We start from the raw sequence: 25861 nt of genomic DNA, 5'->3' as shown, positions 1-25861 counted from the left end.
GTCAATCATTCCGGAGCGCGCCGAGCTTCTGGAGCTCCGCGTCGAGGTTGGCATCGGGGATGGCCGCTGCCTGCTGGCTGGCCTGCTCTGCATTCGCTACCGCCTGCTGGCCTGCAATGGCCGCCGTGGCGTTGCTGGTGGCAACCGAGGCCTGTGCCTGCGCGACGGTCGCGGCGGCCTTGGCGGTGGCTGTCTTGGCCTGCTGGTGACGGAACAGACCGAACAGCACGCCAGCGCCGCCAATAAGCCAGGGGATGATGGCCGCGAGGTGCGCGGCGAGGAAGGTTGCGATGATTGTCATGCTTGCGGCTCCGGATGGTCGAGCGCGCCCAACCCGCGCGTGCTCATGATGGCGATCAGCTTGTCGGCGTAGAGCGGATCGGTTGCGTAGCCAGCCTTCGCGATGGCGCGCGCGAAGCCCGGGCCGTCCTTAAACGCGAACGCCGGCTTGTAGCGCGGATTGCCGGTGAGGAACGCGGCGTGATCGTCGATGCTGCCCTGCCAGTTGCTGTAGGCGCGAAAGCGCGCGGTGATCTCGATCGACTTGCCGTCGACCACCTCGTGCGTGACCTGCGCCGTCACCGCGCCCTGCCACGACGAATCGGCCTTGATGCCGAATAGGTTCATGCCCGGCGCGCGCTTGCCCCAGCTCGACTCCAGCGCGGCCTGCGCGACGGTCACGCTAGCCGGAACGCCGCAGCGGCGCGCGCATGCCTGCGCGGCTGGCGAGATAGCAGCGATGAAAGCCGCTGGCGTGCTGAAGTCCGTCACCAGCGCAGGAGCGGCGCTGACCGGTGCGACTTCCGGTTTTTCCACCGGGACCGAGGGCGCTACAGGAACCGGAACCACAGGAGCGACGACAGGCGCCGGCGCGGCGGTTGCAGGCTTCGGCGCAGCGCCCGGAACACTACTTGGCGAAAGCGACGGCGCTGGCGCACGGCGGAAAAGCGCAAGGATCGCGGCGAAGAGGTCACTGAGCGTTCGCATCCGCACCTCCCTTCGCGCTGATCTCCAGAACGCGCGCGATCATGGTGATGGCCACGCCGATCACCGGCACGATCGTCGCGGGGGCCTTCGGGAAGAAGGTCATCACCCATGGCGCGATGCTTGGCCAGTTGTCGGCCAGGATGCCGAAGAGATGTGGCACAGCCACAAGCACCGCTGCGCCGGCCGCCATCAATCGCATCTCGCTCCACTTCCAGGCCTCTTTCCAATCGTCTACGAGTTTGATTTTCACGATGTCTTTTTTCCGAAAAACTTCGACCATCCCCAGATCAATTGCGAAACGATGTAAGCCATCGTGAGCATCGATACCCACCACGCCGCATCGTGATTTACCAGCCGAAGCCAGAGCGTGGCCATCACGCCGGGCGACGCCTTGACCCCACCCCATACGATTTCCCCGATTTTTTCCATTCTTTCCCTCGTTTTGAGTTGATTGTTCATGGTCAGTCGCACAGCCCAAACCACGACCACGACACAGGCAAGGTGCCGGTGTAATAGACCGCTTCGCCCGGGCCCAACAAGAACATCGGCGTGACGGCGGTGATGGCGTTATCCGTTCCCTGACCGTCGATGATGTGTTGTCCTGATGGATTCCCCGAACTCGTTTCCTGGTACACGACAACCGTGTAGGAGTTGGAATTAGTTACCTTCCCGCCAGAGCCAGTGGAAGTCGGAACGGCTGGCGTCGTCGTAGTCCATCCGGGATTGATGTACCCGAAGCGCATCACGCGCACGCCAAGACCCGACGCGGGCAGAACGTTCGGCGCATAGCCGAGCACTCCCGTGGCCGAAGGAACGCCACCATCCGAATCCGCGAGGTCGTAGATATCGATGGTGTTCCCGTAAGGGCGACCATTCGTGGTGTTCGAGGTGATACCGCAGCCCGCCGCGAGACACTGAAACTTGTTCATGCTCGGGAAAATCTGGTTGCCAGATGGCCCCGATCCGACAAGCAGCAGACCCACGGAAGTGGAGAGAGTCGACTGACGGCTGATATCGACAGTTCCGAAAATATTGAAGTCGCAGTAGCCGAGCTGGATGCCGATAGCGCCAGTGCCACTGATGGGGATATCGACGACCTCGAAGGTGTTCTGCAGAATGCTCGTGATCGCAGTAGGGCCGTCGATCAACATCCCCGTCGCGCCGCTCTCGATCGTGTCGGTGGTGTAGGTGCCGAATCGGTTGTTACGGCAGCCACCGATGGTGTCAGGATTCGTTTGTGCCGTGAGCGTCAGATAGATCGCAGAGCAGCCCTTGATGGTCAGGCTGTCGAAGCGGCCACCACTCAAATGGTTGACGATCAAACCCTTGGCCGCCAAGCCATTACCATCGATAGTCCAGCCACCCAGCAGGCCACCACCGTTCATCGCACCAAGGAACTGCGCCACCGTCGCCCCTGATGCGCCAGCCCATTTCAGCGTTGTGCCTTGATCGATCGTCGCGAATGGGCTCAGACCACCCACGCCAATCAGATATACGTGGTTAATCGTGCTCGCAGATGAGGTGGTGCCATTGCCGATATTGACCGGCTGGCTCACCTTCATTACCTGGCAGTCCGAGCAATCAAGATAGCCCCCCTTGATGCCAACCCATGCAATTGCATTCAGCAGCGCCGTGGTGTCGTCAGTGGAGCCATCCGCCTTGACGCCGAACTGTCGAGCCTTGACGAACGTGAGTGGCTGCAAATACCAGCGGCCGCCGTCATTCGCGACGATGATCGTGCCGCCATTATCGGAACTGGTGGTGTCGTTCGTGTTTAACCAGTAGATGCCGCCGCCACCGTCGCCAGACGCGTAATAGCCCGTCGCGATAGCGGTCGCTATGCCAAACTTCGAGAGGGCGCGCAGGCTAGCGATGCTCGAAACGACGAGATTGAGCGATGCGCCGCCCGCGCCGCCAATTTGATCCTGCGTCCAGATCGTGTTACCAAAGGCATCCGTGAGCACGAACTTATAGGCCTGCCCATAGGTAAGCCAGACCGATGCTTCGCCGCGCGCATTCAGGACAACGGGATTCGGGTTGGCCGTAACGCCAGTTGAATCCGTATAGGTGGCCTGAGGCGTCGTCGTACCAGCCTCATAGGTATAAAGCTGGCCGCCAGCCAGCGGGTTGTTGTTGTTGTCGAAGAACCGCTGCATCGGTAACGGTGCAAGCTGAACGTTCATTTCGGAACCTCAAATAAAAAACCCGCCTCAAGGGCGGGTTCAATGTGAACGTGGTAGGCGGTCTATCGGTTGCCCAACTGCGAGTTGCGGCGCATCTCTTCCGTGATCGCGCGGTATTGCGCTTCGGAACGCTTCCCTTGCGCAAGATCAGAAATCTTGCTGCCGACGCGCTCGCCAGCGGCGGCGCCAAACCATCCAGCGCCCGGGATTGGAATGTGTGAACCGATGGCCGCGCCCGTAGACGCGCCAGCATTCGGCGCGAACCTCTCGACAAAACCTGGTTTCGTCAGGCGCGAGAGCTGATTGCCCGCACCTTCATAAGGATGGACGCCAGGCATGATCTGACCGGCGTAATTCAGCGTGTGGAACGCCTGAACCTCTTCAGGCGAGAAGTTGCTGATGATCTTCTGCCCGACCGTCGAATTGAGCACCTTGTTGACGGCATTCTGGTTCCATACACCTGCCTTCGTCGTGCCCGCCTCCAGCACTGCGCGCGCCGCCGCACCATCCATCTCATTGCGCGCCTGCCCAGCTGCCTGCATGACCTCGTCGGGAACCGGTGGCATACCATCAGGCGCGCCGTGAATCTGCCCGCGCGACAGATCGTCGAGAACATTGCGCAGATGCTGCCAGCGGTCGGTAGGCATGCTGTTCAGCTTGTCCGGGATGTTCTCCAACGCGGTACCGACCTTGACGCCATTGGCGTCGTAATCGCCGAGGATCGTGCCAATACCCGCGGTGCCCAGAATCGTCTTTTCAGCCTGGTGGATCTGGTCGCCGCGCTTATATAGATCGTTGCCTTCGCCCGAGGCCATATCGCGATCGAGCGCAGCATTGAGCTCGGCAACCGTCTGCTGGTTGCTTTCGTTCCACATGCCGTTGAGCGCCTTGCGAATCGTGTCCAGCGACGCGACGCTATTCGGCTGGTACATTTGGCCGCTCACAGGATCTTCGAGGCCGCCGTCGCGCGCCAGATCCATGAACTGATTTGCAGCGCGCACGACGTTCTGGTTGCCGCGCCCGGTGACGCGGGCGGCGAACTGCGGATCGTTGAGCAGACGCGTGATATTGGCGGTACCGATCGGGTTATCGCCTTCCGTCTGACGCGCCTGCTCATAGACGCTGTTTTTTGCGTCTCGGAAGTACGACACCAGGCTGTCTTCAGGGCCATAGATCGCGTCGTTGATCGCGCGACCGCGCTGCTCGTCATTCAGTAGCGTGGAAGATGCGCCGGTCGCGTCAACGCGCTGCTGGCCATAGTCCGCCAGCGCCTGCTGCTCGTTTGCGATCTGCGATTTCATCGCCTGCGTCGCAGGTGTCTGGACCGGCGATTTGGCCGCGCCATACTCGTCGCGCAGCGCGTTTTCGTTCCCGGTGATGACGCCAGTTCGCACACTGCCGGCGTCCGGCATGACCTGGTTGACGATGCCTGCTCGGACAGCCTGTTCTGCGGGCGTTGCATCTTCGGCCATGCGGGAAAGCTTGACCTGAGGGAATGGCCCGCGCGTTGCATCTTCGCCGCTCAAAACCGGATAAGGGTTCAGGTTCGTCGAGGCTGCGCCCCCGCCAACGACTGTGCGGGGCTGCATCGCAGGGCCACTCGGCGCAGCAGGAGGGGCTGCGCGCACGCTCGCATCATCCGCTGCCGTAGCAAGCGCGGCATCGCGCGCGATCGGCGCAGCACCCTTGATCGCGCCAGGCGCGAGCATGGCGAGCGAACTCAACATGTTGCCCGCATCTTGCGGCGACACCGCGCCGCCTGTGGCGCTCGATACGGCTTGCGCGCCCTTACCCATGACATTGCCCGCCAGCTGTGACAGCTTCTGTGAGGCCTCGCCTTGATAGCCGGCGGTGTTCGTGATGCCCAGCGCGTTGCCGATCAGATGCTGTGAGCCGCCGAAGTCGTTCTGCGATGCCTGCTCCGCCTGCTGCGGAGTTTGCTGGAGCGCGCGGCGCGCGGCATAGTCGACAGCCTGGACGGCCTGCCCGGGCACAGCGAGAACCGAATCAGCGAGACCGGCCGCCGCGTGGCCAAGGCCACCGAGGAAGCTGCTCTCCGGCTGAGCCTGCGGCTGCGGCGCTCCCTGAGGTTGCGTGCTTGCCTTCGGTGCCTGCGCGGGCGCGCTGACCGCAGATTGCAGCGTGTCCATCAGGTCGGACGTCGGGCCCGAATATCCGCTAGCCTGCTGGCCGGAGTATGACTGACCGGGCGTCGTCGGCGCCGGAGCGCCCTGAAAGCCCGGCACGCCATTCTTGACGTGGTCGATGTACGTCGTCGGGTCGGCATGCACGAAGCCGCCATAGGCCTTCAGCGCGGCATCGTAGCTGCCGCCGTTCTGAGAGCGAAGCTTCTGGATATACCAGTCGGCGGCGGCACGAGATTGCTGAGGGTCAAACGGATCGAATTTAACGCCCTGCTGACGGAGGCTAGCGAGCGTCGAAGGCGTGAACTGGTTCGGGCCCATGGCGCCCGTCGTGGGGTTCACGAGGTTCTTGCCGCCGCTGCTCTCCTGATTCGAAAGGTTGTCCAGCATCTGCGGCGGCGTGCCATAGCTCTTCGTGGGATCGAACGCGCCAAGCCCCGCGGACTGCGCGGGCTGCTGAATCTTCGCGCCCGTTGCCTGCGACAGCGTAGCGAGGAGATCGTCCATTACTGGATTCCGCCCGTGTTCGTGAGTTGCTGGAGATTCGCGGCCTTACCCATCAGCGCCTTGAATTGCGCCGAGTTCTTGCCGCCCAGACCGCTGACGATCGAATTTACGGTCGCCGTATCGCCAGCCTTGGCGGCGTTGTACATCTCGTAGATGCGCGGATCGAAGTTCGCACCCCAAGCTTCGTCGAACTGTCGCTTCGCGAAAACGCCAGCCGAAGGATTGGCCGCAATGGCTCGCTCAAGGCCAGGCGAATAAGATTCCGAACCAGAGGTAAGCGCATCGTTCAGACGCGTGATGTTCTTGATCGCTTGCGGCGTGTAGGCGGTCGATCCATTTGCCGCCACTTGCGCCTGCAGCCCGGCATTAGTCTGCGGCCCCATGGACTGCGCAGCCTGCAATGCCGAGCGCTCAAGGGCTTTACCGACCATGTCATATGCAGTCGCAGAATCCGTGGCATCACCAGCTCGGAAACCAAGCGCACTGGCGATATTTCGGAAAGACTGGCCGGCTGGCCCAGTTGCGCCGACGTTATCGATGTTGCTCATCACCAGACGATTATTCTCGTGTTGGACGCCTGCGCCGGCGGCGGCATTGCGCGCACTCTCACGCTCAGCAGAAAGCTGAGCTTTTGCCTCCGTATCTCCGGGCATCGGCACATAAACGCCTTGGGTGGGTGCATTTGTCACGCCAGTGATATTGCCATTGGCATCTTTGCTGGTAACCGTCGGGCCACCGGTGAGAGGATTGGTACCAGCCGTTTGGCGTTCGCTCGGAGAAATCTGATTATTGATTCCAGGGCCAGTAATGGTGCCAGGCTGCTGACCGAAATCGCCCGTGTTCGCCACAGGCATCGTCTGAGCGCCATTGTTCACGAACGAGGTCGCGCCTTGGCGCGCCGCGGCCTGAGTCGGTGCCGGCGTGGCCGCTCGCGAGACTTGACCGAGAAAATTGAACATACCTTGCGGGTTACCCTGCAAATTTCTCAGGCCCTGCATCACCATGCCCATCGTCGCCTGTCCGCCATCCGATGCAAGTTGGCCACGCAGCGTGTTCAGTGCATTGCCGATTTCTTGTGGCGTACCAGTCAGACCATTCGGGCCAAGAAACGACCCCACTGTCGATGCGATTCGTGAGCGGTCAACATCGCTAGTCGCGGCCACGTTCGAGCGCCACGTATTGACCAAATTCACATGGTTAATCAGGTCGTCGCCGAATTTCGCGCCAGTCAGCGGCATATTGTTCTGCATCCACGATTGCGCTCTAGTCGGGTCGAGAAGCCCGGTCGAAGGATCATGGATTTGATGCTGCGGATCGTTATTCAGGAGGTTCGCATAGCTGCGCCACTCGTTGTTTTCCTGAGTGGACGTCTCGGCCTGGTTGCTCAGGTTCTGGGTCTCAGCCTGGAACATCTGCCCCTGCTGCTGGATGTTCTTCATCTGCGCGAGCGACGACAGCGCCTGCGTCGCCTGATTCATCGACGCAAACGGGCTAGATTGCTGCACCTGCAGCGGAATGCTCGGATCAATCGGCATATTTAGCTCCCTGCCGGCGTCCAACCCGGAACGCCGTAATCTGCGGTTGAACCACTTCCAGCGAGGTTATTGAGCATGTAGTAGCCCAGGCCGTTATTCACGGCACCCGTGACGGCATTGGCGGTACCCACGGTGCCCGCAGCCTGCGCGTTGCCCGCCGCCGTGATGGTGTTCGCGACATTCGCGCCGGTCGCCGTGGCCGCCTGACCGACACCAGCCGCGGCGCTCTCGCCGAGATTCGCGAGGTTGGAGAGACGGCTATAGATGTTCGAGTTCTGCGTCTGGTAATCGTTGAAGGCGTTCTGGAACGCAGTGCCCGCCATGTTCTGGTTGTAGTTGATCAACCCCTTCATCGCGGCACCCGAAAGCGCGCCATCGGTCGCGGCGGCACTGTTCTGGATGGCCTGATCACCCTGCTGAAGCTGGAAGTTATACGCTGGCGACATGTACTGCTGCCAGTTCGTATTGTTGATAGGTGCGTTGAGCGTCGGCAGTTGGCCATTCAGCGTATTGAGCGCAGTGTTACCCTCGCTCATATACGGCTGAAGGTTTTGCTGCGTCGTGTTGAACATCGCCATCTGCGCGCCGGTGGCATTGTTCGCCGCACTGGCCTGCGTATCGGCAGCACTATTGGACGCGACTGCCCCAATACCCGCAGCCGCAACTGAGCCGCCTGCGATTGCCGCAGCTACGCACATAACTCACCTCCCGGAAGGTCTTTGATTTTAAGTTCCATCACGACGTCGTCAGCGATATAACCGAGTCGAAGGAGGATTTCGTACAACTTGCCCTCCTTCGTGACCGGCCAACCAATGATGCTGACGCCGCGCGCGCGAAGCGTTTCCGCAATCTGCGATATGAAGCGCAGCATGGATCTACGAGAATCCGGCTGCACATAGAACGTATCGACGTTCCCGCACAACTCGGTTTTCAGGTGCAGGCTTTTGTATAGGATCAGCAACGCATAGCCGCACAACACATCGCCCTCGTCGCGCAGCGTCATCGCGATCAGCGAATCGTGCTCAGCCAGATAGATGTACTGGTCGATATCGGGATCAATCTGTAGGCCGCGCTGCCCGTGATAAGCGCACGTGTCCTTCTTGATCTCCGAGCACTCGTCCCAGCTTTGCTGCCCCACAGGGATAATCTCGGCCGCGAGTTCGCGCGTCAAAGGTTCAATGGCAATCTTCATTGGACAATCTCTCGAATTATTCATGCAGCTCAAGGAACAATCTCGACCGTGTAAGCTTCCAGAGCTACGGTATCGCCCGTATTCGTAAGCAGTCCGGTAAATACAAGGGTCTGTGCCTGCGTCATATCGATCGCCGACGTGACGAGCGCATTCGCATTCGAAGCGAAGCCGCCATCGAACGTGGAAACGAAACCTACCTGGCTGTTAGATGCCCCGCGGTTGCGAATCATCGTGAACTGCTGGAGGACGGCTGCGGTGCCGTTAGCTGTGTTCTGAAACAAGGCGCCGCCGGTGCCGCCCAGATATATCCGCTGTGTCTTCGTATTCGAATCGTTCGTAAAGCTCCAGAGCGACGTGATGCGGATTCCACCGTTCGGCCCGACCGCATTCGCGGGAATGGTCACGGTCGCGAGCGTGGTCTCCGTCAACGTCCCGGTCACGCTCTGGCGAACTGCCGATTGCGCGAGCACATAGGGAGCCAGGATGTTTTGGCAAGCCGCCAGCGGGCTCGACACATCGGACAGGTTGTTAGCCGGCTGGAGAAAAGCTCCGACGTTTTGCACAGCCGCTGTACCGAGCCCCAGATTGGCTCGCGCCGCGCTGGCACTGGCGAGATCGCTGAGGTTATTGCCGGCCTGCAGAAAATAGGTGACGTTCTGGACCGCTGCCGTGCCGAGCCCTAGATTGCCGCGCGCGGCGCTCGCACTGACCAGGTCAGAGAGGTTGTTCGCGGTCTGCGCGAAAGCCGTCACGGGCTGCGTGGCTGCTGAACCTAATCCCAGATTCGTACGTGCTGAGGCGGCGCTTGCCACATCGCTCAAATTGTTCGCGGCGCGCAGGAACGTGGACGCGGCGATGAATGTGTATGTGCCCGCGCCGGTGCGCTCAAGCAGGCCAGTCGAGGAAAATCCAGTGATGTTGTCGAGCGCGGCGCCTGATGGTGCTGAACTAGCGGTGCCGCCATTAGCGACGCTCACAGGGGAGATCAGCGACATCGTGATCAGGCCAGCTGCGATAGCCAGCGTCAGCCCATTGCCTGGCTCAAGCACATTGGCATTGGGCAGCGTCGACGACGCCGACGACAGCACATATGACATCTTCTGCAGCGCCTCGATTTCGGCCTGCAGCGTGGCCGAATCGATCGGCGTACCATCGCCGCCGGTGCGATTGAACATCGCGATCAGAAGCAGCCAGAAATCGCGCGTCGCGCGGCCCGTCGAGTCGACGATTGGCACCGCCTGGTTCGGAAGCGCGGCGCTGGTGTAAACGTCGCTCATGCGGTGATCAGGCTCGCACCGACAACGTCACGAGGCACCGGATCGGAGAATTTCACGTCATAGACGCGATCGCGCGCCGTGCCCATCCTGCGCCATATGCACCGATTTTTCGTCTGGCCAACGAGACCCACCGGACGCCAGTGCTCATTTCCCCACGTTTGGCCGCCGTCGTCAGACCATTTCATGACTGCCTGCGGATTGCTCCCCTGCCCGGTTTGCAGCCCGACGCCAGGCGTGAACTCGATCTGCATCTGCGAATGGAACACACGCTCGCGGTCGCTTTGATCCCACACATGCGGCGTGCGGCGCCAGGCGACGAGCGGCGCGCCATTGTCCGAATAGATCTGGCGCGAAAGCATGTAGAGATTGCCGTTCGCATAGTCGCCTACGATCGTCATGCCCGCGAAATTCATGCAGCAGTTTGATCGGTGACGATGGAAAAACCCGGCGACTGGGTCATAGCTCGCACGCTCATGCCACAAGTTCGTGGTGACATCCCACGTCCAGGTTACATCTGCGGTGGGAAACGTGAGCACATAAAACTCATGCTGATCCTGCTGATACGTGTAGCCAATAGCATCGCTAATCGTGCTGTAGCTCGCGATAGCGTGATTGACCGCGATCGTCGAAACGTCGACGATCTGATAACCCACTGTGCGCTTTACAGTATTCTGGCCGCGCTCGTTGCGGCCAAGCCAGATCAAGCTATCGACACCGTGGGCGGCATCGGTGATCCGCGCGATGCTCTGCTTCGCAGCACATCCCTGTTGCGGCGTGACGCCTTGAAGTCGGGAGAACGGGAAGGTGGCATTTCCCGCATCGATCCATACCTCTGACGTGCGCTCCCCGATCAGCCAAAGCTCACGGATATTTTCGTGCAGCGTCACGAGCTGGTCGGTGCTGGAATCCTTGAGCGCAAAATATGTCGCATCGATCGCGCTCGTGCCGTTCCAGTAAAGCGGCGACGTATAGAACGTCTGCGTGCCTGGCTTGTTGAATACGAGCCAGCCATCAATAAACGCGATGCGATCCGCACCGAGCCACGCTTCGTCGCTGATGATCGAAACGGATTGCGCGCCGAGATTGACAACATACCCATTAGGACCATCCGAGATCACCGCGATGCCGCCTGCACCGTTATCGCGGATTGCGACAGGCCCCGTTGATGTGAGCAGGCCACCGATCGGCTTGCTATACAGGATCGCTGGCGCGAGTCCAGACGGCGACAGCAGCGCCGTGACCCAGTAGACGCCATTGCCCGATACGACGATCGCGGAGACGCCCCCGGGCAGCACCCACATGCCACGAATTGGGCCGTTCCCGACGCTCAACAGGCTGAGCAGCCCAGGCGTGCCGAGCAACGCCTTGGGCGTTTTCGAATCGCCGTTCTGCGATAACTCGACGTACCAGTTGACGCACTTTTCTGCGTCTTGCAGCAACATGGGCGCTTCATACGCCTGGCCGACAAACGGGAATTGCGGCATTACTGGAAGCCCCCGTGGAGAATCCAGCCCGCATCCGCTTTCGCGCGACCGGCAATAGCGCGGTCATACGTCGCCGTGCTCTGCGCCTGCATGTTCAGTGCCTTCACGGCCGCCTTCGCCTGCGCGTACTGCTGCATAACGAGCTGCGATGGCTGCTTGCCATATTCCGGTGCCAGCTCAAGCGCAAGCGCGAGCTTCAGGAAGCGCACATAGCCCTGCGGCAGGCTAACCTCAGTGTTGAGCGTCAGCAGGTCGGAAAAGAGGTTATCGGTCCAAAGATGAAGCTCACCGGCCTGTGATGGCGTGGGGAACATGTACAGCGTTGCGAGCGGGAACGCCGCGTCGTAGTAAATGACCTTCGGCCACGGGCCAGGCTGGTTTTTCAGACCGATCGCAGACCACTGATCAACCGAAATGATTTCGAGCGGATAGTCGACCTGCGAAATGCCACTCGTCGTCAGGCGCGTGAACCCATTCACAATGCGCAGCGGGCGCTGCACAGCGAAATTGCCGGGCGTCGTGAACTTGATCGGCGAGAGCACCGCAAAAGTGGCTGAGGCGGCCACGGACATCGTGACCGTCGCAGATCCTGCGTTGAAACCCGCTACGGTGGCGCCAGTGGGAATGCCTGCACCGGTCAGCGTGCCGCCGATCTGGATGTTCGACGGCATGGCCGTCATACCCGAGATCGTCACGCCGCCCTGCACCGTCGTACCGAGGAAAGTGCCGCCCACCGGATTTCCGATGGTGTAAATGTTCTGGCCGGAGACCAGCTCAAGGATGTTTTCGACGCGCTGATAGCACGCAAGGTGCTCGTTCGACAGACTATCCAGCAGGTCATTCAGCACCCACAGCGCGTCGTTCGCATCCTGATTATCCAGCACCTCGCCGGCTGCATAGGCGTTGATGCGCTTGAGCGCACCCTGGATGATGTCGAGAGCGGTGGCCATCAAGCGTTACCGGCGCTCTTCGCTTCGGGTTCCGCGATCAGCGAACCCAGATCTTCGGTGAAGCCCTTCGCCCCGCGCTGCTCGCCAGCAGACTTGACGATAACGGTCTGCACGACGCCGGAATGCAGCGCTTCCTTCAGCGCGTGCTCGCTCTCGATCGGCGCGCTGGCCTTGTATAGCATTTTCGGGAATTCCATTTCGCAACCTCAATGAAAACGGGGCGCCGAAGCGCCCCTGGTTGGATTTAGTACGAGTTCATGTAGCCCGAGCCAGCCGGGATCGACTCGTTCGGCTGCGGACGCGTGACGCGCACGGTGTAATTCCCGGCGTTCGGCGTAATCGCCGAGGCCGTCACGTTCACGAACACGATCGGAAGCTGATCGGTGACCGTGCACACGGCGGGTTCGGCAACGAGGCCAGCCTGAAATGACCCGGGCGCATTGACCACTTCGCAGACATCGCCTGCGATGAGGCCGAGGCCGGAGTTGCTGAAGGTCTGCTTCGCCGACGTGGTGGCGGCGACAGAAGCAGGCGTGATGCTGATCGTCTGCAGGATTGCGACCTTCTGGATGTTCCCTGTCGGTTCCTGCGGTACCGGGTTGCTCGTAATGGCCGGGCCCGGATTCGTGCTGGACATGTCCTTCTCCTAGAAAGAGAAAAGCCCCGCCTGAGCGGGGCAATTCGGGATTAGCCGGCGATACGGCAGGCCAGTTCGCGGTACAGCGACGCCCACCCGTAGAGCACGTCGAGACGCGTCGGGATGGCATCGTTGTTGATCGTGTACTGGCGCACCACGCGGATCGAGAGACCCGTTTCCTTGTCCGCAGCGCGGCCGGCGAAATGCACGCCGTCGGGCAGCTCAAGGTCGGCGGATGCGATGGTGAATGCATCGCGGTGGAAACCCAGCGACTGCGGCGAGACCGTGTTCGCAGCGCCGAAGACCGTGATCGCGGCGTTGTTCGCCGGCGCGGCCGTCACGTTCTGGAACTGGCCGGCGCTAATGATCGCGGGCGCGATGGTCAGCTGCAGGATGCCCGAGCCGTCCGACGTGTACGAGCCGCCGACGACCTGGCCGTAGCTGTTCACGATCGGGGTGAAGGTGCCATTCGACGGCGTGCCGACAGCCGGGCGCACAACGAATTGGCGCAGCGTCGGCGTACCCCACGCCGAACGGTTCTGCGGGTTCACCGCATATACGCCCGCGATCTGGATGACGTCGCCCACGTTCAGCACGTTGGTCGAGGCGGTCCAGCCCGTCGTATAGAGCGTGCCGTTGTCCTGCCAGCCGCTCGTGATCAGCGCCGAGCTCGCGCCGGAGGTCGAGAAAACCGGCGTGCCGCCCTGCGCGCCCACGGTATAGGCCACGACGTTCTGGTCCTGATACCAGTCGAAGCCCGCAGTCTCGCGACCGATGAGCCCCTTCTTGTACTGCTCGCCGATCTGTGCCTGCGGGTTGAACAGGTTCGAGAAGCCGCCCACCGACGCGGCCATCGTGAACGGATCGAGCACGATGTTGCGCTCCCCGTCGCGCGGCACGCCTTCGGAGTCAAGAATCGCGCCGGCATTCAGGAACGTCGCCAGGCTGTTCGGCTTGGTGCCCGGCGTGCCGACGGCGTTGGCCGTATTCTGGTACGCGAACGTCGTGCCGTCGAAGTCGATCTTGTTGGCGATCGCCGCGACGGCCGGCTTGATGAGACGACGCTTGAAATCGTCCATCGAAAGCAGCAGATCCGCCGTCGAGAACTGCGTGTCGACGTGGAACTGCGTGGTCAGCGTGACCGGCACGCTGCCTTCGACGAAGTCTTCGACGTTCAGCGCCGGGCCGACGGTGCCCTTGAAGCGCGCCGGGCGGCGAACGTTGACCGTGTAACCGATCTTCGCGCCCGGGATGGCGAATTTGTCGTCGTACTCGCGATTGACCTTGTCGGTGAAGGTCAGCTCGTTTTCCAGCACCATCAGCGCTTCGTTCGTGATGTCGCTGATGGTAAGCAAGGTGTTGCTCATTTCAGACTCCAGAAATGCAAAAACCCGCCTGAGCGGGTTTCACGGATTGAATTGAGCGTCAGCGTCGCTTCGATGCCTGCTGGGCCTGTCGGTGGGCCTTGTATTCCTGATACGTCATCTGGCTGGTCGGTTTCTCGACCGGCGTCGACGCATCCTTCAGCGGCTCGATCGGCGCGGGCGCCTTCGATACTTCGGGTTCTTTCTTCTTCGCAGCAGGCTCGGTATTCGCGGCAGCGGGCTTTTTCTCGGCGGCCAGACGGTCCTCAAGCTTGCCCAGCGTGCGCAGCGCGGCGGTCGGAGTCATCCCCTTCAGCAACGCGGCCTCGTCAGGGTTCTGCGATAGGTAATACGCCAGACGGGGGCCGATATCGCTCTCGACGATCGCCACATAGAGGTGATCCGGCAAGTTGATTTCCGATTTACCGACGACCTCGTCGAAATCCGGAATCTCGGCTTTCGCAATCGCGAGACGCTTCGCATAGTTGTCGCTCAGCTGCTGCTGGGCGGCATCGGCGCGCGCCTGCTGTTCTGCCTGTTGCTGCTCCGCAAGCTTCTGGTCGACTTTCCAGTCGGTAAGCGCTTCCTGGTAGTCCTCATCGGATACAAACTGGGCGCGCTGCGGCTTCGGATCAAGTTCCTTGGGCGCAGGCTGGGCCGCTGCAGCGGACATGCCGGCCCGGATCTCAGCGAGTTCCGACTCCAGCTGCGCGACGCGGGCATTAGCCGCATCGGTTTCGCCACGGGCAGCACTGACTTCGCCACGCAACGCATTGCGCTCGTGACGGGTTTCAACAAGTTCCTTGACGATCGAAACCTTCTTCGGCTGTTGCGACGACTCACCGGTCGCGGCTGCTGCTTCAGCTTCCTTCGACTCGACCGCGGTTTCGGTCTTCGCCTCGGTCGCCGGTTGCGCGCCAGTGATGTGCTGCATCAGGTTTTCGGAGGTGACAACAGTGCGTGTTTCGGACATGGATAACTCCACGAGGCCCAGATATGAAAACGCCCGCGCGGCTTCTGGGTAGCCGGGCGGGCGAATGAAACAGTGATGCGGTTTTAGTGCGTGGCGTCGTTCTTCGCAGCAACTTCCACCGCGGCGATCTCGCGACGATCATTCATGTGCGCCAGAAGAATGGCGACATGGCCTTTGATCTCTTCGAGTTCGAGCGCCGTCTGATCGCGGCTCTCGATGTCGTGACGCTTCGTGCTGTCCTGCATCGACGTGCGCTGGGCATCGCCCTGCTGACGCATCTGCTCAACCGACAGCTTGTATTTGAGGTCCGTCTGCAGCTGCTGCACGAGCGCGCCGGACTGTTTGAGCTGAGCCTGAAGCTGCGCGATCACCGCCTTTACTTCGTCAGGGATGTTTTCGGGCAGATTCTGCTCAGCCTGCGCAATCGGATTGGCCGCAGCGAGGCGGTCGGCAATCAGATCGGCACCCGGCCAATCGAACTGGCGCAGGATCACGTCGTCGGCGATCATCGACACCTTCTGGCCGAGCGGCGTGCCGAGCAGTTGCAGCATGTGGTCGGCAGCTTCCTCGCGCTTCGTCTGATACCCCGGGCCCGTGTCGATAACCACGTCGTATTCGCCCACCGTCACATCGTTCAGCACTTCCTGGATCGCGCCCGTAAGCGGGTCCATCTGCTTCTGGTTGATGGTGACGCTATCGGGGACGCCGTCCTCGCCGATGATGCGAATCGTGCGCTCGACGTCGTAGTAGTGCGGGATCAGGTCAAGAAGGATATGACCGGTGTGGCGGATCGAGCGGCACAGGTTGTCGTAGAAGTGGAAATTCGACTTGTCCGACTGCGCCTGGCGTCGTTGCACCATCACGCCCGAGGTTTCCTGCCCTTCTGCGCCGAGTGCCGGATCGAACATGCCGGCCACGGCCTTCATGTCCTCGCTCGCGCCCATCGCAGCATTCACCTGCGCCGAGGGCAGCTGCTGCGGCTGCTGGCGAATCGGCGGCGGGACCTGATGCCCGTCAAGCGACTGCGGCTTGTACGAAAGGTACGCAAACGATCGATTATTCGCAGAATTCCATACGTTCTCCTGCCCTTCGATCTGGCCTTCAGCAACCAGCCATGGCGCCTTCGGCGCAAGCGCAACCAGTTCAGCCTCGGCGGTGCGCCAAAAGTTATACATGCGCTGAGGGTCCTGCAGCATACGGATCATGCCGTAGCGCACAACCTTGCCATCCAGCTCGTATTCGGCACCGTAGACAGGAACGACAGGAATCCACTTGCCAGGCCATTCGCGTTCTTCGAGCACTTCGAGCGCGGTCAGCTTGTACCACTTCACTGCACGGCGCACTGTGTCGCGCTCTTTCACGACGTGCAGGCCATTCGCGGCGGCATCGTCCAGGTGTTGCTGCTTCACCTCGCTGCGATAGCGCTTGTCGCCGTTCGAAAACAGCAGCAGCGTGTCCGGCACGTGCTCAACCTTCCAGTATTCGGCGACGCGGATCTCGTCCTTCGTCGCCCACTGGTGCAGTTCATCACCGGCGCCGACCGCGCGCAGATCAACCATCTTCGCCTTCGGCCACTTGCGCTCGAACTTCTCGCGGCTCATCAGATCGGTGATGACGCACCAGTTCGCGTCCGATCCGTCGGGCTGGCTGCTGGCCGGATCGAAATAGACCGTGAACGGGTTGCGCACGCGATCGATATACAACTCCTGGTCGAAGCTGTCGGGCGCCGTGTAGCGCGCGGCGATACGCCAGTAGCCCCAGCCGATACGCACCTGGAAATCCGACGCGGTGTCGTAGGCGACATCGGCATTGCTGTTGGTCTGGATATGGCGCATCAGGCCAGCGATAACGTCGGCCTTCTGTTTGTCCGCGCCGCCGGCCACGGCGTGAACCTGAATGCGCGGGCGCTGTTCGCGCATGTTGTTGACGGTCTGACGTACAAAGCTGTCGGTCTTGTTGACGACCAGACACGGTCGGTGTTCGAGCTCGCGCGACGTCTGGATCATCTCGGGCCACTGCTCGCCAGCACCGAATTTCAGATCCTTGATGCCCTCGGCGCGGTTCTGCGTCTCGGCCTCTATCGCCGTTTTCAGGCACTCCTGGGCCTCCCGCACAACTGCCGGGGTGCTACCGCCTCGTGATTTCGCCATGGTCAGCCCATCCAGCTACCAGGAAAGGCAGGCATCGCGGGCTGCACCTTCTGGGCGGCCACGACGCGCTTGACGGTGCGGCGCGCGCCCTCGCACGCATAGCGAAGCGCATCGATCACGTGATTGTCCTTGTCTTCCAGAATGGGGAGAACCTGATCCGTGAGCGGATCGGTCTTGTAGCGGTAGAGCGAAAGCTCGTCGATCGTGTGCTTGCAGCGCGGGTGCACGATGATCTCGAAGCTCTTCAGGAACTCAACGCCTTCCTCCAGACTCTTCGCGCCCTTCACTGCCGGGCTAATCTTCGGGAAGCCGTTGTTGCGCATGTGGCTGATCGTCTCGGGCCGCGCCGAATCAGCAGTGATGGGCCACTTCTCAGCGTCAGGCACGGCCATGAACAGCTCGGGCAGGTTCACGATCTCGCAGCCGACCTGATAGGCCTCATAGTCGACGTAGAGCGCGTTGCCCTCGATCGAGCAGCGCACCAGCACACTCGGATCGATAGAGAAGCCCCAGTCAGCACCAAGGCGGAAGATCGTGCCCGCCGGGCGCTCGAACTCTTCGACGCGCCAGTTGCGGAACACGCGCGCCTCGCTGTTCTGCTGGTACTGGCCCAGCCAGATATGCGTGTACTTGTCCGGATCGCGGCTGCGGTCGTATTCCATCTCCAGACGCAAAACGTCCGGAAACCACGGGTTGTCGCTGTAATTCGCCTCGACGACCGTCGCGTTCGGCGGCGGGTTGCCACCTCGCAGAAGCACGTCGACAGGGTCGGTGCTGTAGCGCGGGTTCCACGAGAACCACAGTTCGCTGTTCGGCTTACGGATCGTCGGGCGCAGCATGTCGAGCGACTTCTGGCTGAGCGTCTGCGCCTCCTCCACCCATGCGATATCGAAGCCTTCCAGCGACTTGATCGATTCCGCCGTGTGGTTCTGCATGCCCTGGAAAATCACCAGGCCGCCCAGCGAACTCTTGATCTTGGCGTCCTGCACATCGAAGTAGAAGCCCGCATTCAGGCTCTCGATCTTCGACTCCAGCAGCTTCTTCACCGACTGGTCGAGCGACTTCTGGTTCTCACGCACGCAGACGATGTCGGTTTTCTCCATCACCGAGCGCTCGATCAGCGCCTCGCCGAAGAAATGCGACTTGCCGCTGCCCCGGCCGCCGTGCACGCCCTTATAGCGGGCAGGCTCCAGCATCGGGAGAAACACCCGCGGCGTCTCGATCGTGAGTTCCGTCATGCCTTGGCATCCACGATGCGACGCGTGATCGAACTGATCTTGCCGCGATCACCCGCATTCAAGCGCTCAATCTGGTCCTTGTTAGCGCGCAGCAGGTCGCGTGCGATCTCGCTCGACTCGTTCGCCATCTTCGTCAACGCAGAGATGCCCGCGAGCGCCATGACGCTCTGCTTGCTCATCGGGTCGATGTCATCGATCTTCGCCACCTCGGCATGCGCGATGCCGGCGAGCCGATGAGATGTGGCAGCGCCAAAGCGCGCAGCGCCCGCGAGATGCTCGCTGATCGCCTTCAAATCATCGGCAAGTGAACGCGCGGCCAACTGTTCAGAAACGTTCAGAAAAGAAAGCGCGCGCTCCGTCTCAACTATTTGATTTGCAACGCTTTCTACGCGTTTTGTACGTTCAGAAAATCGCGTGGATATCGATGCTTTACTAACTCCAAACTCACGCGACAGCGACGCAGCAGATTCACCCTTCAAAAGCCGCTTGCCAATCGATTCCCATTGCGCATCGGTCAGTTTCGAAGGGCGGCCCATCATTGGCTCCCGACCAGGCTTCGCGAAGCAATCGCGGCCAATTCTTCAGGCCACAAATCGAACCACTCTCCGCGAATACGCCGCTGAGAAAACTTCGAATGCAGCAATCGCTCTTCCGAATACATATCCGCAACGTAGTACGAACAGACAATCTGCACGTCAAATGGCAAAGAGCACTGATGTGCAAGCAAGCGTTTCTTCAAATCCGTGGTCAGACCGATCTTGTAAAACAGTCGATCGCCAGAATCGGAAAACGAAATCACATACACAAACCCGGAAGGATCTTTCTGCGAAGGAAGCGTGGACGCGCCCATCCGCCCACATTCCTTCCTGCGTCGAAGGGAGGATTCGTTGACGCCGAATTCGGTGGCAAGCGAGTTGAGCGATTCGCCGTCGACGAGGTGACGGCGCTCGATCTGTGCCCACTGCTCAGGGGTGAGAGCGGACTTGCGGCCCATTTCAGACGGCTCCGTACCAGCCGCTGATCGAATAGGTAAAACCTCGATCGCCGAAACGGACAAAGAGCGGCACGCGGTAGCTCAGCGCGAGAACCTTGCGAGCCATATGGCGTGCATCGCGAACGGCAGGAAGCGCCGCTTCGCGAAATGCCTTCGTGGTCACTGGCATTCCAACACCCCGCAGACGTCGGCTTCCTGCATGATCAGATAGCGCTTGCCGTCTTCGTGATGCTCGCGGTGCTGAAATTCACCGAAGACGATGCGCTGTCCCGCCTCGACGACGAGCGGAATGCGCGCGCCGCTGCGCGAACGCTTGCCCGGGCCCACGGCCACGATGGTGCCGGTGTTGCCGAGGTGGTGCGCGCTTTCGATATCAGTTTTCACCTTGACGACCAAGCCAGCGCTCGTCACGTCATCACGCAGCTCATCGGGTAGCACCACGATGCGATCTTCGGTCGGCTGGATCATTTGCGCGCTTCCTTTCGCTTCGCCTCTCGCTGCACGTTCAGTGCGATGGCGACGGCCTGCTTTTGGGGCTTGCCAGCAGCCAGCTCGGTCTTGATGTTTTTGGCGACATTCTTGCCAGCCATCGACTTCAGCAGCGGCATGCAAGCTCCAGAAAAGAAAAAGCCCCAGCGCGCCGGGGGACGGGCTGGGGCGGAATCGATGCCGGGAGAGAGAGGCACCGAGAGGAGACACGGAAATAAAAAAGCCCCGCGCGGCTCTCACCGTGCGGGGCTTTTCTCTGGGCGCAACTTGCCCAAACTGGTTTCAGACGTTACAGGACTTCTTCGGACCTGTCAAGACTTATAAAAATTCAGCATCGACGATGAAGACTTGGGCCAAAACATGGAGAACAGCTCGCGATCATCGTCGTCCATCGATTGAATCAACTTATCACCAGAATCGTTCCGGAGCATCTCCGCCGACAACTCTCGACGGATTGTCGCAGCACGCTCACAGGCTTCGTTCTGACGAACAATAGAAGCGGTCACGGAATTTTGATGAGGAGTACCTTTTTTTATATTTCCCAATGCATAAGGACCACTATCACCAAACCGCTGCATTTGAAGACAGCATGGCCCAGTTCCACGACGCTCGATATCTTCACCCCACCATTGAATCCATTGCTCAAATGTCAAATCCCAACCAATACCTCGACGCTTCGCATTGTGGCGCTGCACGTTAAATGCAATGCGGTGTTTCGCCTCGCTCATACCAACCCCTTTGCCATCGATCGTTCAATCAACCCAGCACCTATCATGAGGGGGAGCAAAATCAGCTTGGCGCGCGCGTAATCTTCGTCAAAAGCATCGACGCGCACGCTCGACCATACCGATGCACCCGACGAAAAATTACGCATCGCCGTATTCACAGCGACGCGTGCGCGCAGATCGAGCTTCTGAATCATCGGCTCGATCACCTTGCCCACGGACTTCTTGCGCGACCACTCTACCTGCGCATCGAGCTCCTCGTAATCCATCCATTGGCGGCTACTGCGAAAGTGCGCGCACGTGCTGTCGAATGCCTGGTAGTCGGTGCCCGGGTTGTAGCCCTGGCTCCATTCGTACCAGTCAAGCAGCAGTTCGTCGATGCGATCCATCATGCTCCCTGTGATTTTCTAATTTTCTCAATCTCTTCTTCGAGCGCGTATTCGGTCACCAATACGAGTTTGGTCTGATGAGCCAAATCGGATGCGCCGATATCACGCACGAAGTTCTCTCCGCTGTTAAGCCACTCAGTTAGCTCATCCGAATCCCTACGCCATGACCACCCATTTCCAAAACCTTTTGCGACCATGACGTATTCGCAAGTTTCAGTATCCAGAATATAGAGCCTGTTATTCGCCATGGTCGCTAGCCTTAGATTGCGCGTTCGATCGCTTCCAGCTCGGCGTGGATCTTCGCTACGGTGCTAGCTTCGAAGCCGAGCAGCAGGGTCTTAATCGCGTGCACATGACCGCGAATGGTGCTACTCGGGACGACGGAAACGCTGGCTTCCAGCGTGTCGTCGCCTTGCGAGGCAGGCAGTGCAGACGATGCCGAGGCGTTTTCGGAGAGCGCGGCCGCAGCCGACGCATCGACGTTTGGGGATTCACCAGTAGGTGCGGCCGTATTGATAGACGCTGAGATCTGGTTCTGCGAGGCATCCGGGCTGGCCATCGCATTCTCTTGTGTCGAAGCCGCCGCAGCCGGGGCACCGTTCACGTTTCCCTCACCACCACCCGCGCCCGCGTCCGTAGCCGACGAAGACAGCGGCGCTTGCTGCTGCAACTGCTGCGAGTCGGCCGCGCCATTTGCCGCGCTTTTGGTCACTGCCTGGTCGTGCTGGGTAAGCGAAATAGCAGAGGTCGCAGAGTTCACCAACGGCGTCTTGGTGGCCGCATTCGCGGCAAGCACGTTTCCCTGCTCACCTGCGGAGCCAGCAGTGTTCTCGACCGTCGCAGTTGAATTCGGATTCGCAGATACAGGCGATGGCGCCGATGCATTCAATCCATCGGACGCCGCGCTCACGTTTCCCGCTTCACCGCCAATGGTCAATTCGCTCGCACCGGACGACTCCGTCTTGGTCGACCCAGATGCGCTCAGTGTGCTGCCCAGTTGCGATGAACTCGCCAAGTCCATCAAAGAGGCGCTTACCTGCGCAGCATCCGCAGATGTCGATGCCGCCGAGAAATCGGCCGCTGAAGTAATAGCCGAAGCCGTAGCACCGGGTGCAACGTTTCCCACTTCATCTTGCGCACCGCCAGCATCGGTTGACGACCCAGCCGTGTCGCTCTGCCCAATCGCAGCTTGGGACTCGGTTGCAACGTTTCCCGCATCACCAGTGGCGACGACAGCGGCACCCGATTCGGCAGATGCCGTATCCAGAGAGGTTCCACTGACGCTCGGGATGTTTCCCGGCTCACCTGCGCCGCCCGAGGTCGATGCACCGCCAGCAGAGGTAGCCATCGACGGAACGGCGCTCGATGCACCACCAGCAGCGTTTCCCGTCGCCGCTTCAGTGCTGCTGGGCGCGCCATCGAGGCCAAGCGCGTGCTCGATCTTGCATTCGAACTCGCGCAATTCGCCGAGGATGCTCGTCGGCTGGTTCTGTTGCTCTTCGCTCATGCTTTAACTCCGTTTGTCTGATTTAGACGGTGGGATTAGGCGACAGGGTTGTGGCCGAGAGGACGCGGCGCACCGGCTGCGGGGTCAGGGCGGTGACCAGAAGAGAACGCGGCAATGCGTGCGCCAAGCACGTCGGAATAGGTTTCCATCGCATCGGATTGCACCTGCAATCGAAACTTCTCCTCTTCTTGCAGGCCTGCATAGATCGGCGTGCCGAAAAACGCAACGAGCTTCACCAAACGATCATCAAGCTGCGCCTTCTCATCGATCACGCGCTGCTCATGCGCGGGTCGCGCAGGCGTAGCATCGGCCAGCGCCTTTTCGACGGCTTCCGTCTTGGCGGCTTGCCCTTTCTGATACGGCATCCACTCGGCGTAGTAGCCGTTTTCGAGAAGCGCTTCCGGCACGTCACCATGCACGAGCGGCACGCTACAACGCGCAGCGGAGCCACCGTTGGAGTCGAATACCGCGAGGTTGATGCAATCGTCCGAATGGACGTACGCGACGATTGCCGCGAGCTTTTGCGTGGATCCATCGAAACGAAGGGCATCATCGTGCTTCGACGGGGTGAATAGGACGACTCGACCACTGGTGGGCTTGATCATGATGGCTCCCAAAAACCCTCGGTTAGTACAACTATTCGTTGCATTCAAACAAAAGCTCAAGATCACCACTGGCCATAAACGCCGCCAGCGACTTCTTGTTCTTGCTCACGAGCGCCTTGCAGCGCAGGTATTCAGGCGTCACCCACGCGGTGCGGGGCGCTTCGACAGCACGGCGGCGATCGGTGGGCACAAAAACCTCTACTTCGACTTGTATGGGCGAAAGCGATCCGTCCGCCAGCACGACGCGTCGCAGCGCGCGAACGCGCGAATTGAGTTCGGCATCGCCCGGTATGTAAGTCAGTCGGCGATATCGGCCAGCTTCAACAGCCACAAGGCTCGGGATCTCGCAGGTGAGGACGAGGTTCATCGCGCACTCCCGTAAAGGCGCTCGATAGTGGCGTTCAGCAGGTCCAACTCGCCCATCTTCAGGATCGACAGATAGCGGCGGTCTCCGTGCACACCATTGCGGCCGCGATGACAGTCGTCGGCGCAAAGCGGGATCGTGCAAAAGTGGCCACCGCGCTGCGCGCCGCCCGCGCCGACGCGCGCATGGTGAACCTCGGTGCGGCTTTCCTGCGACCGCCCCAGCAGCGTGCAGCAGATGCAGGCCATTCCGGCAACGCGACCCATGTGCGCGCTCTCGCGCTTGTTTGCGCGCGTGCCCATAGTCACACCTCCCGGATCTCGAATTCGCCGCCCTTCGCCTTGCGCACCAGGCGGAAAGCGAACGGATACTGCGCGGCGGCGGCTTTCAGCTTCACGTTGGCGTCCTCCTCCATGAAGCCCTTGAACTCGTGCAGTTCGAGCGCGCCGCTGGCAACGATCACCGCGAAGTCCGGCGTGTAGAACGTGTTGTCGGCCAGACGCAGTTTCATGCCCTCGAAGCGGAACCAGAGCACCTTGCCGACGCTCTTGAGCGCTTCGAGGTGTTGCGCGTAGGCCGCTTCGGACTTGTTCATCTTTCCGCCGCCCATGCGTCCCAGCTGGCGATGCACGGCGCGCGCGTCGCCAACCATCGAGGCCAGTTCCGGTGCGAGCGGCGGAAGCGTGGGCGATTCGAGATGCGCGGCGGCGCTCGCGATCTCGCCGCGAATGCGAGCGGTGCCGAGGCGACCGCCGACGATGGCGCTTTCAGCGAAGCGCAGCGTGTTCTTGCTCATACCGCCAGCCTGGCGCGCAGCAGCGCATAGTTCTTCGGCCCCATCACAAATTTGTTGGCCCCAAGCTGGTAGATCAAGTTCTCAGTGCCGAAGAACTGATGCATCCAGTCGTTGAGCTCGGCGACGAACTCCGGAGGCATAAGCGCGGCGAACTTAGGCGACGTCTGCATGCGAGGAACATTGTCGAGCGCCGGATTGACGGCGATGTCGAGACCGCCGATAGGGCCGCGTAGTGGGTTGTCGATCATGATGCGTAGAAGTCCACGGGAAGGAGTTCGTCGCCGATGAACGCAACGACCTCAGGGAAGCGGCTATGGCCGCGCTCGCGATGCAGCACGTAGTCGATCCACGGACCACGGCCAGACGCCTTTGCAACGCGGATCAGGTAATCCGCAGTCGGCTCATGCGGCCCGCGGCGCTCTACGCGCACGCTACGGCCCTGCGTGCCGATTCCCGAGTCGCTGAGCCACCACTGCGCCACCGGGCCGTTGGCGACCGGTGCAGCAGCGTCAGCGATGCCCGCCAGCACGTCGCAGACGAAGCGGTCGAGGAATTTGGCGTAGACCGGGCGGTCGTCGCCTGCCGACTTGCGGCGCACCAAGGCGCGGTCCACGGCGTCAGCCAGCTGTGCCGGCGTCACGCCTTTGCCCACCCACGTCAGCAGATGCACGCGGTCGGCTTGCGGATCGATCGCGCAGCTCGACGGGAACATGGCCAGCACCGCCAGCAATTTCGCTTCCGGCGTCAACGCATCGGCGGCGTCCGCTTTTTCGTCGCTGCTTATTTTTTGAGCAGCAGCAGCAGCGGTTTTTTCGTCGGCCTCGCGCGTTGCTGCTGCTGCAGTGTTAACTGCAGGGTTTACTGCAGTATTAGACTGAACGTGGTTCAGTGCCTCCACTGAACGTCCTTCAGTGCCTTCTGGAATGACGTTCAGTGCCTTTTGCGCAGGTGCTGAACGTGGTTCAGTGCCTTCTTGGGTTGAGTTATCCACAGGCTGCTGAACGTCCTTCAGCGCCTTTTTCTTGCTGCCCTTTTTCGAAGGCACTGAACCAGATTCAGTGCCTAAATCGTCATGCTCGACAATATCGAATCCAACCGGGACACGCGGGTAGTACTGGTTGCGCGCCCACTTCTGGCCGCCATAACCGTGCTTACGCACGACGAGCCAGCCAGCCGAAGCAGCTTCGTGCAGGTGCGTGATTACCGCGCGCTCAGACAGCCCCGTCTCGACCGCCAGAAGGGCCGTAGACGGGTATGCGGGCTCGCCAGCGTCATTGACGTGGCACGAGAGCGTGAGCAGCACGTGGCGCGTCGTAGCGCGCAGTGACGAGTTGATGATGGCGTGGCGCCACGTCCAGGGCTTCATGCGTA

The 25861-nt window shown here is 60.8% G+C and carries 33 protein-coding genes; all 33 read right to left on the bottom strand.

Going from position 1 to position 25861, the window contains the following annotated elements; all coding sequences use genetic code 11:
* Position 1 precedes the first annotated feature (1 nt).
* Positions 2-301, bottom strand: a complete 300-nt coding sequence (locus tag F3J17_RS26790) for a hypothetical protein (protein WP_167066271.1) — start codon at positions 299-301, stop codon at positions 2-4.
* Entirely contained in the window at positions 298-816 is a 519-nt protein-coding gene (locus F3J17_RS26785) for a glucosaminidase domain-containing protein (protein ID WP_345891256.1), read from the bottom strand. Before F3J17_RS26785 ends, F3J17_RS26790 begins: the two co-directional genes overlap by 4 nt.
* A gap of 154 nt (positions 817-970) precedes the next feature.
* Entirely contained in the window at positions 971-1267 is a 297-nt protein-coding gene (locus F3J17_RS26780) for a hypothetical protein (protein WP_240161171.1), read from the bottom strand.
* A complete protein-coding gene (locus tag F3J17_RS26775) occupies positions 1234-1446 on the bottom strand; it encodes a hypothetical protein (protein ID WP_240161170.1) in 213 nt (70 codons plus the stop codon). The genes F3J17_RS26780 and F3J17_RS26775 overlap by 34 nt, the downstream gene beginning before the upstream one ends.
* A gap of 2 nt (positions 1447-1448) precedes the next feature.
* Entirely contained in the window at positions 1449-3170 is a 1722-nt protein-coding gene (locus F3J17_RS26770) for a hypothetical protein (RefSeq protein ID WP_167066269.1), read from the bottom strand.
* A gap of 62 nt (positions 3171-3232) precedes the next feature.
* Positions 3233-5821, bottom strand: a complete 2589-nt coding sequence (locus F3J17_RS26765) for a lytic transglycosylase domain-containing protein (RefSeq protein WP_167066266.1) — start codon at positions 5819-5821, stop codon at positions 3233-3235.
* A complete protein-coding gene (locus tag F3J17_RS26760) occupies positions 5821-7356 on the bottom strand; it encodes a hypothetical protein (protein ID WP_167066263.1) in 1536 nt (511 codons plus the stop codon). The genes F3J17_RS26765 and F3J17_RS26760 overlap by 1 nt, the downstream gene beginning before the upstream one ends.
* Before the next feature lie 2 nt (positions 7357-7358).
* A complete protein-coding gene (locus F3J17_RS26755) occupies positions 7359-8054 on the bottom strand; it encodes a DNA transfer protein p32 (protein WP_167066260.1) in 696 nt (231 codons plus the stop codon).
* Entirely contained in the window at positions 8045-8548 is a 504-nt protein-coding gene (locus F3J17_RS26750) for a hypothetical protein (protein ID WP_167066257.1), read from the bottom strand. Before F3J17_RS26750 ends, F3J17_RS26755 begins: the two co-directional genes overlap by 10 nt.
* A 29-nt stretch (positions 8549-8577) precedes the next feature.
* Positions 8578-9825 carry a hypothetical protein gene (locus tag F3J17_RS26745; protein ID WP_167066254.1) on the bottom strand — a complete coding sequence of 416 codons (1248 nt, stop codon included), beginning with the start codon at positions 9823-9825 and terminating at the stop codon, positions 8578-8580.
* Complete coding sequence (locus F3J17_RS26740; RefSeq protein WP_167066251.1) at positions 9822-11267, bottom strand: hypothetical protein; 1446 nt, start codon at positions 11265-11267, stop codon at positions 9822-9824. The genes F3J17_RS26745 and F3J17_RS26740 overlap by 4 nt, the downstream gene beginning before the upstream one ends.
* Positions 11268-11308: 41 nt before the next feature.
* Positions 11309-12259 (bottom strand): hypothetical protein, encoded by a 951-nt coding sequence (locus F3J17_RS26735; RefSeq protein WP_167066248.1) that lies wholly within the window; start codon positions 12257-12259, stop codon positions 11309-11311.
* Positions 12259-12456: a hypothetical protein gene (locus F3J17_RS26730; RefSeq protein ID WP_167066245.1), complete on the bottom strand. Its 198-nt coding sequence runs from the start codon at positions 12454-12456 to the stop codon at positions 12259-12261. Before F3J17_RS26730 ends, F3J17_RS26735 begins: the two co-directional genes overlap by 1 nt.
* A gap of 47 nt (positions 12457-12503) precedes the next feature.
* The gene (locus F3J17_RS26725) at positions 12504-12896 is read right to left on the bottom strand and encodes a hypothetical protein (protein ID WP_167066243.1); all 393 of its coding nucleotides are present in this window, start codon (positions 12894-12896) and stop codon (positions 12504-12506) included.
* Between the two features lie 50 nt (positions 12897-12946).
* Complete coding sequence (locus F3J17_RS26720) at positions 12947-14263, bottom strand: P22 phage major capsid protein family protein (RefSeq protein WP_167066240.1); 1317 nt, start codon at positions 14261-14263, stop codon at positions 12947-12949.
* Between the two features lie 58 nt (positions 14264-14321).
* The gene (locus tag F3J17_RS26715) at positions 14322-15233 is read right to left on the bottom strand and encodes a hypothetical protein (RefSeq protein ID WP_167066237.1); all 912 of its coding nucleotides are present in this window, start codon (positions 15231-15233) and stop codon (positions 14322-14324) included.
* Positions 15234-15316: 83 nt separating this feature from the next.
* Entirely contained in the window at positions 15317-17383 is a 2067-nt protein-coding gene (locus F3J17_RS26710) for a portal protein (protein WP_167066234.1), read from the bottom strand.
* Between the two features lie 2 nt (positions 17384-17385).
* Positions 17386-18621 carry a PBSX family phage terminase large subunit gene (locus tag F3J17_RS26705; protein ID WP_167066231.1) on the bottom strand — a complete coding sequence of 412 codons (1236 nt, stop codon included), beginning with the start codon at positions 18619-18621 and terminating at the stop codon, positions 17386-17388.
* Entirely contained in the window at positions 18618-19157 is a 540-nt protein-coding gene (locus tag F3J17_RS26700) for a helix-turn-helix domain-containing protein (protein WP_167066228.1), read from the bottom strand. The genes F3J17_RS26705 and F3J17_RS26700 overlap by 4 nt, the downstream gene beginning before the upstream one ends.
* A complete protein-coding gene (locus tag F3J17_RS26695) occupies positions 19157-19615 on the bottom strand; it encodes a GIY-YIG nuclease family protein (protein ID WP_167066225.1) in 459 nt (152 codons plus the stop codon). The genes F3J17_RS26700 and F3J17_RS26695 overlap by 1 nt, the downstream gene beginning before the upstream one ends.
* 1 nt (position 19616) lies before the next feature.
* Entirely contained in the window at positions 19617-19778 is a 162-nt protein-coding gene (locus tag F3J17_RS26690) for a hypothetical protein (protein WP_167066223.1), read from the bottom strand.
* On the bottom strand, positions 19775-20083 hold the full coding sequence (locus F3J17_RS26685) for a hypothetical protein (RefSeq protein ID WP_167066221.1): 309 nt from the start codon (positions 20081-20083) through the stop codon (positions 19775-19777). The genes F3J17_RS26690 and F3J17_RS26685 overlap by 4 nt, the downstream gene beginning before the upstream one ends.
* Entirely contained in the window at positions 20080-20223 is a 144-nt protein-coding gene (locus tag F3J17_RS26680) for a hypothetical protein (RefSeq protein ID WP_165822783.1), read from the bottom strand. Before F3J17_RS26680 ends, F3J17_RS26685 begins: the two co-directional genes overlap by 4 nt.
* Before the next feature lie 192 nt (positions 20224-20415).
* Entirely contained in the window at positions 20416-20832 is a 417-nt protein-coding gene (locus F3J17_RS26675; protein WP_167066218.1) for a hypothetical protein, read from the bottom strand.
* Positions 20829-21221 (bottom strand): hypothetical protein, encoded by a 393-nt coding sequence (locus tag F3J17_RS26670; protein ID WP_167066216.1) that lies wholly within the window; start codon positions 21219-21221, stop codon positions 20829-20831. Before F3J17_RS26670 ends, F3J17_RS26675 begins: the two co-directional genes overlap by 4 nt.
* Positions 21218-21466: a hypothetical protein gene (locus F3J17_RS26665; protein ID WP_167066214.1), complete on the bottom strand. Its 249-nt coding sequence runs from the start codon at positions 21464-21466 to the stop codon at positions 21218-21220. The genes F3J17_RS26670 and F3J17_RS26665 overlap by 4 nt, the downstream gene beginning before the upstream one ends.
* Before the next feature lie 11 nt (positions 21467-21477).
* The gene (locus tag F3J17_RS26660) at positions 21478-22725 is read right to left on the bottom strand and encodes a hypothetical protein (protein WP_167066211.1); all 1248 of its coding nucleotides are present in this window, start codon (positions 22723-22725) and stop codon (positions 21478-21480) included.
* Positions 22726-22760: 35 nt separating this feature from the next.
* Positions 22761-23330: a hypothetical protein gene (locus tag F3J17_RS26655; RefSeq protein WP_167066208.1), complete on the bottom strand. Its 570-nt coding sequence runs from the start codon at positions 23328-23330 to the stop codon at positions 22761-22763.
* 31 nt (positions 23331-23361) lie between these two features.
* Entirely contained in the window at positions 23362-23697 is a 336-nt protein-coding gene (locus F3J17_RS26650) for a hypothetical protein (protein ID WP_167066205.1), read from the bottom strand.
* Positions 23694-23996, bottom strand: coding sequence for a hypothetical protein (locus F3J17_RS26645; protein WP_167066202.1), 303 nt, complete (start codon positions 23994-23996; stop codon positions 23694-23696). Before F3J17_RS26645 ends, F3J17_RS26650 begins: the two co-directional genes overlap by 4 nt.
* Positions 23997-23998: 2 nt before the next feature.
* The gene (locus tag F3J17_RS26640; protein WP_240161169.1) at positions 23999-24490 is read right to left on the bottom strand and encodes a DUF1064 domain-containing protein; all 492 of its coding nucleotides are present in this window, start codon (positions 24488-24490) and stop codon (positions 23999-24001) included.
* The gene (locus tag F3J17_RS26635) at positions 24487-24738 is read right to left on the bottom strand and encodes a hypothetical protein (protein ID WP_167066199.1); all 252 of its coding nucleotides are present in this window, start codon (positions 24736-24738) and stop codon (positions 24487-24489) included. Before F3J17_RS26635 ends, F3J17_RS26640 begins: the two co-directional genes overlap by 4 nt.
* Positions 24735-25856, bottom strand: a complete 1122-nt coding sequence (locus tag F3J17_RS26630) for a helix-turn-helix domain-containing protein (RefSeq protein ID WP_167066196.1) — start codon at positions 25854-25856, stop codon at positions 24735-24737. Before F3J17_RS26630 ends, F3J17_RS26635 begins: the two co-directional genes overlap by 4 nt.
* Between the last annotated feature and the right edge of the window lie 5 nt (positions 25857-25861).

Source organism: Burkholderia sp. Ax-1719 (genome assembly GCF_011753055.1).
Taxonomy (GTDB): domain Bacteria; phylum Pseudomonadota; class Gammaproteobacteria; order Burkholderiales; family Burkholderiaceae; genus Paraburkholderia.
Note: the sequence above shows the minus strand (reverse complement) of the source record. Positions and strands in the feature narration are given on the sequence as shown.

Excerpts from the sequence above, each read along its gene's own strand:
- F3J17_RS26790 (WP_167066271.1), bottom strand. The coding sequence starts at position 301 with ATGACAATCATCGCAACCTTCCTCGCCGCGCACCTCGCGGCCATCATC.
- F3J17_RS26780 (WP_240161171.1), bottom strand. The coding sequence starts at position 1,267 with ATGGTCGAAGTTTTTCGGAAAAAAGACATCGTGAAAATCAAACTCGTA.
- F3J17_RS26775 (WP_240161170.1), bottom strand. The coding sequence starts at position 1,446 with ATGAACAATCAACTCAAAACGAGGGAAAGAATGGAAAAAATCGGGGAA.
- F3J17_RS26770 (WP_167066269.1), bottom strand. The coding sequence starts at position 3,170 with ATGAACGTTCAGCTTGCACCGTTACCGATGCAGCGGTTCTTCGACAAC.
- F3J17_RS26765 (WP_167066266.1), bottom strand. The coding sequence starts at position 5,821 with ATGGACGATCTCCTCGCTACGCTGTCGCAGGCAACGGGCGCGAAGATT.
- F3J17_RS26760 (WP_167066263.1), bottom strand. The coding sequence starts at position 7,356 with ATGCCGATTGATCCGAGCATTCCGCTGCAGGTGCAGCAATCTAGCCCG.
- F3J17_RS26755 (WP_167066260.1), bottom strand. The coding sequence starts at position 8,054 with ATGTGCGTAGCTGCGGCAATCGCAGGCGGCTCAGTTGCGGCTGCGGGT.
- F3J17_RS26750 (WP_167066257.1), bottom strand. The coding sequence starts at position 8,548 with ATGAAGATTGCCATTGAACCTTTGACGCGCGAACTCGCGGCCGAGATT.
- F3J17_RS26745 (WP_167066254.1), bottom strand. The coding sequence starts at position 9,825 with ATGAGCGACGTTTACACCAGCGCCGCGCTTCCGAACCAGGCGGTGCCA.
- F3J17_RS26740 (WP_167066251.1), bottom strand. The coding sequence starts at position 11,267 with ATGTTGCTGCAAGACGCAGAAAAGTGCGTCAACTGGTACGTCGAGTTA.
- F3J17_RS26735 (WP_167066248.1), bottom strand. The coding sequence starts at position 12,259 with ATGGCCACCGCTCTCGACATCATCCAGGGTGCGCTCAAGCGCATCAAC.
- F3J17_RS26730 (WP_167066245.1), bottom strand. The coding sequence starts at position 12,456 with ATGGAATTCCCGAAAATGCTATACAAGGCCAGCGCGCCGATCGAGAGC.
- F3J17_RS26725 (WP_167066243.1), bottom strand. The coding sequence starts at position 12,896 with ATGTCCAGCACGAATCCGGGCCCGGCCATTACGAGCAACCCGGTACCG.
- F3J17_RS26720 (WP_167066240.1), bottom strand. The coding sequence starts at position 14,263 with ATGAGCAACACCTTGCTTACCATCAGCGACATCACGAACGAAGCGCTG.
- F3J17_RS26715 (WP_167066237.1), bottom strand. The coding sequence starts at position 15,233 with ATGTCCGAAACACGCACTGTTGTCACCTCCGAAAACCTGATGCAGCAC.
- F3J17_RS26710 (WP_167066234.1), bottom strand. The coding sequence starts at position 17,383 with ATGGCGAAATCACGAGGCGGTAGCACCCCGGCAGTTGTGCGGGAGGCC.
- F3J17_RS26705 (WP_167066231.1), bottom strand. The coding sequence starts at position 18,621 with ATGACGGAACTCACGATCGAGACGCCGCGGGTGTTTCTCCCGATGCTG.
- F3J17_RS26700 (WP_167066228.1), bottom strand. The coding sequence starts at position 19,157 with ATGGGCCGCCCTTCGAAACTGACCGATGCGCAATGGGAATCGATTGGC.
- F3J17_RS26695 (WP_167066225.1), bottom strand. The coding sequence starts at position 19,615 with ATGGGCCGCAAGTCCGCTCTCACCCCTGAGCAGTGGGCACAGATCGAG.
- F3J17_RS26685 (WP_167066221.1), bottom strand. The coding sequence starts at position 20,083 with ATGATCCAGCCGACCGAAGATCGCATCGTGGTGCTACCCGATGAGCTG.
- F3J17_RS26680 (WP_165822783.1), bottom strand. The coding sequence starts at position 20,223 with ATGCCGCTGCTGAAGTCGATGGCTGGCAAGAATGTCGCCAAAAACATC.
- F3J17_RS26675 (WP_167066218.1), bottom strand. The coding sequence starts at position 20,832 with ATGAGCGAGGCGAAACACCGCATTGCATTTAACGTGCAGCGCCACAAT.
- F3J17_RS26670 (WP_167066216.1), bottom strand. The coding sequence starts at position 21,221 with ATGATGGATCGCATCGACGAACTGCTGCTTGACTGGTACGAATGGAGC.
- F3J17_RS26665 (WP_167066214.1), bottom strand. The coding sequence starts at position 21,466 with ATGGCGAATAACAGGCTCTATATTCTGGATACTGAAACTTGCGAATAC.
- F3J17_RS26660 (WP_167066211.1), bottom strand. The coding sequence starts at position 22,725 with ATGAGCGAAGAGCAACAGAACCAGCCGACGAGCATCCTCGGCGAATTG.
- F3J17_RS26655 (WP_167066208.1), bottom strand. The coding sequence starts at position 23,330 with ATGATCAAGCCCACCAGTGGTCGAGTCGTCCTATTCACCCCGTCGAAG.
- F3J17_RS26650 (WP_167066205.1), bottom strand. The coding sequence starts at position 23,697 with ATGAACCTCGTCCTCACCTGCGAGATCCCGAGCCTTGTGGCTGTTGAA.
- F3J17_RS26645 (WP_167066202.1), bottom strand. The coding sequence starts at position 23,996 with ATGGGCACGCGCGCAAACAAGCGCGAGAGCGCGCACATGGGTCGCGTT.
- F3J17_RS26640 (WP_240161169.1), bottom strand. The coding sequence starts at position 24,490 with ATGAGCAAGAACACGCTGCGCTTCGCTGAAAGCGCCATCGTCGGCGGT.
- F3J17_RS26635 (WP_167066199.1), bottom strand. The coding sequence starts at position 24,738 with ATGATCGACAACCCACTACGCGGCCCTATCGGCGGTCTCGACATCGCC.
- F3J17_RS26630 (WP_167066196.1), bottom strand. The coding sequence starts at position 25,856 with ATGAAGCCCTGGACGTGGCGCCACGCCATCATCAACTCGTCACTGCGC.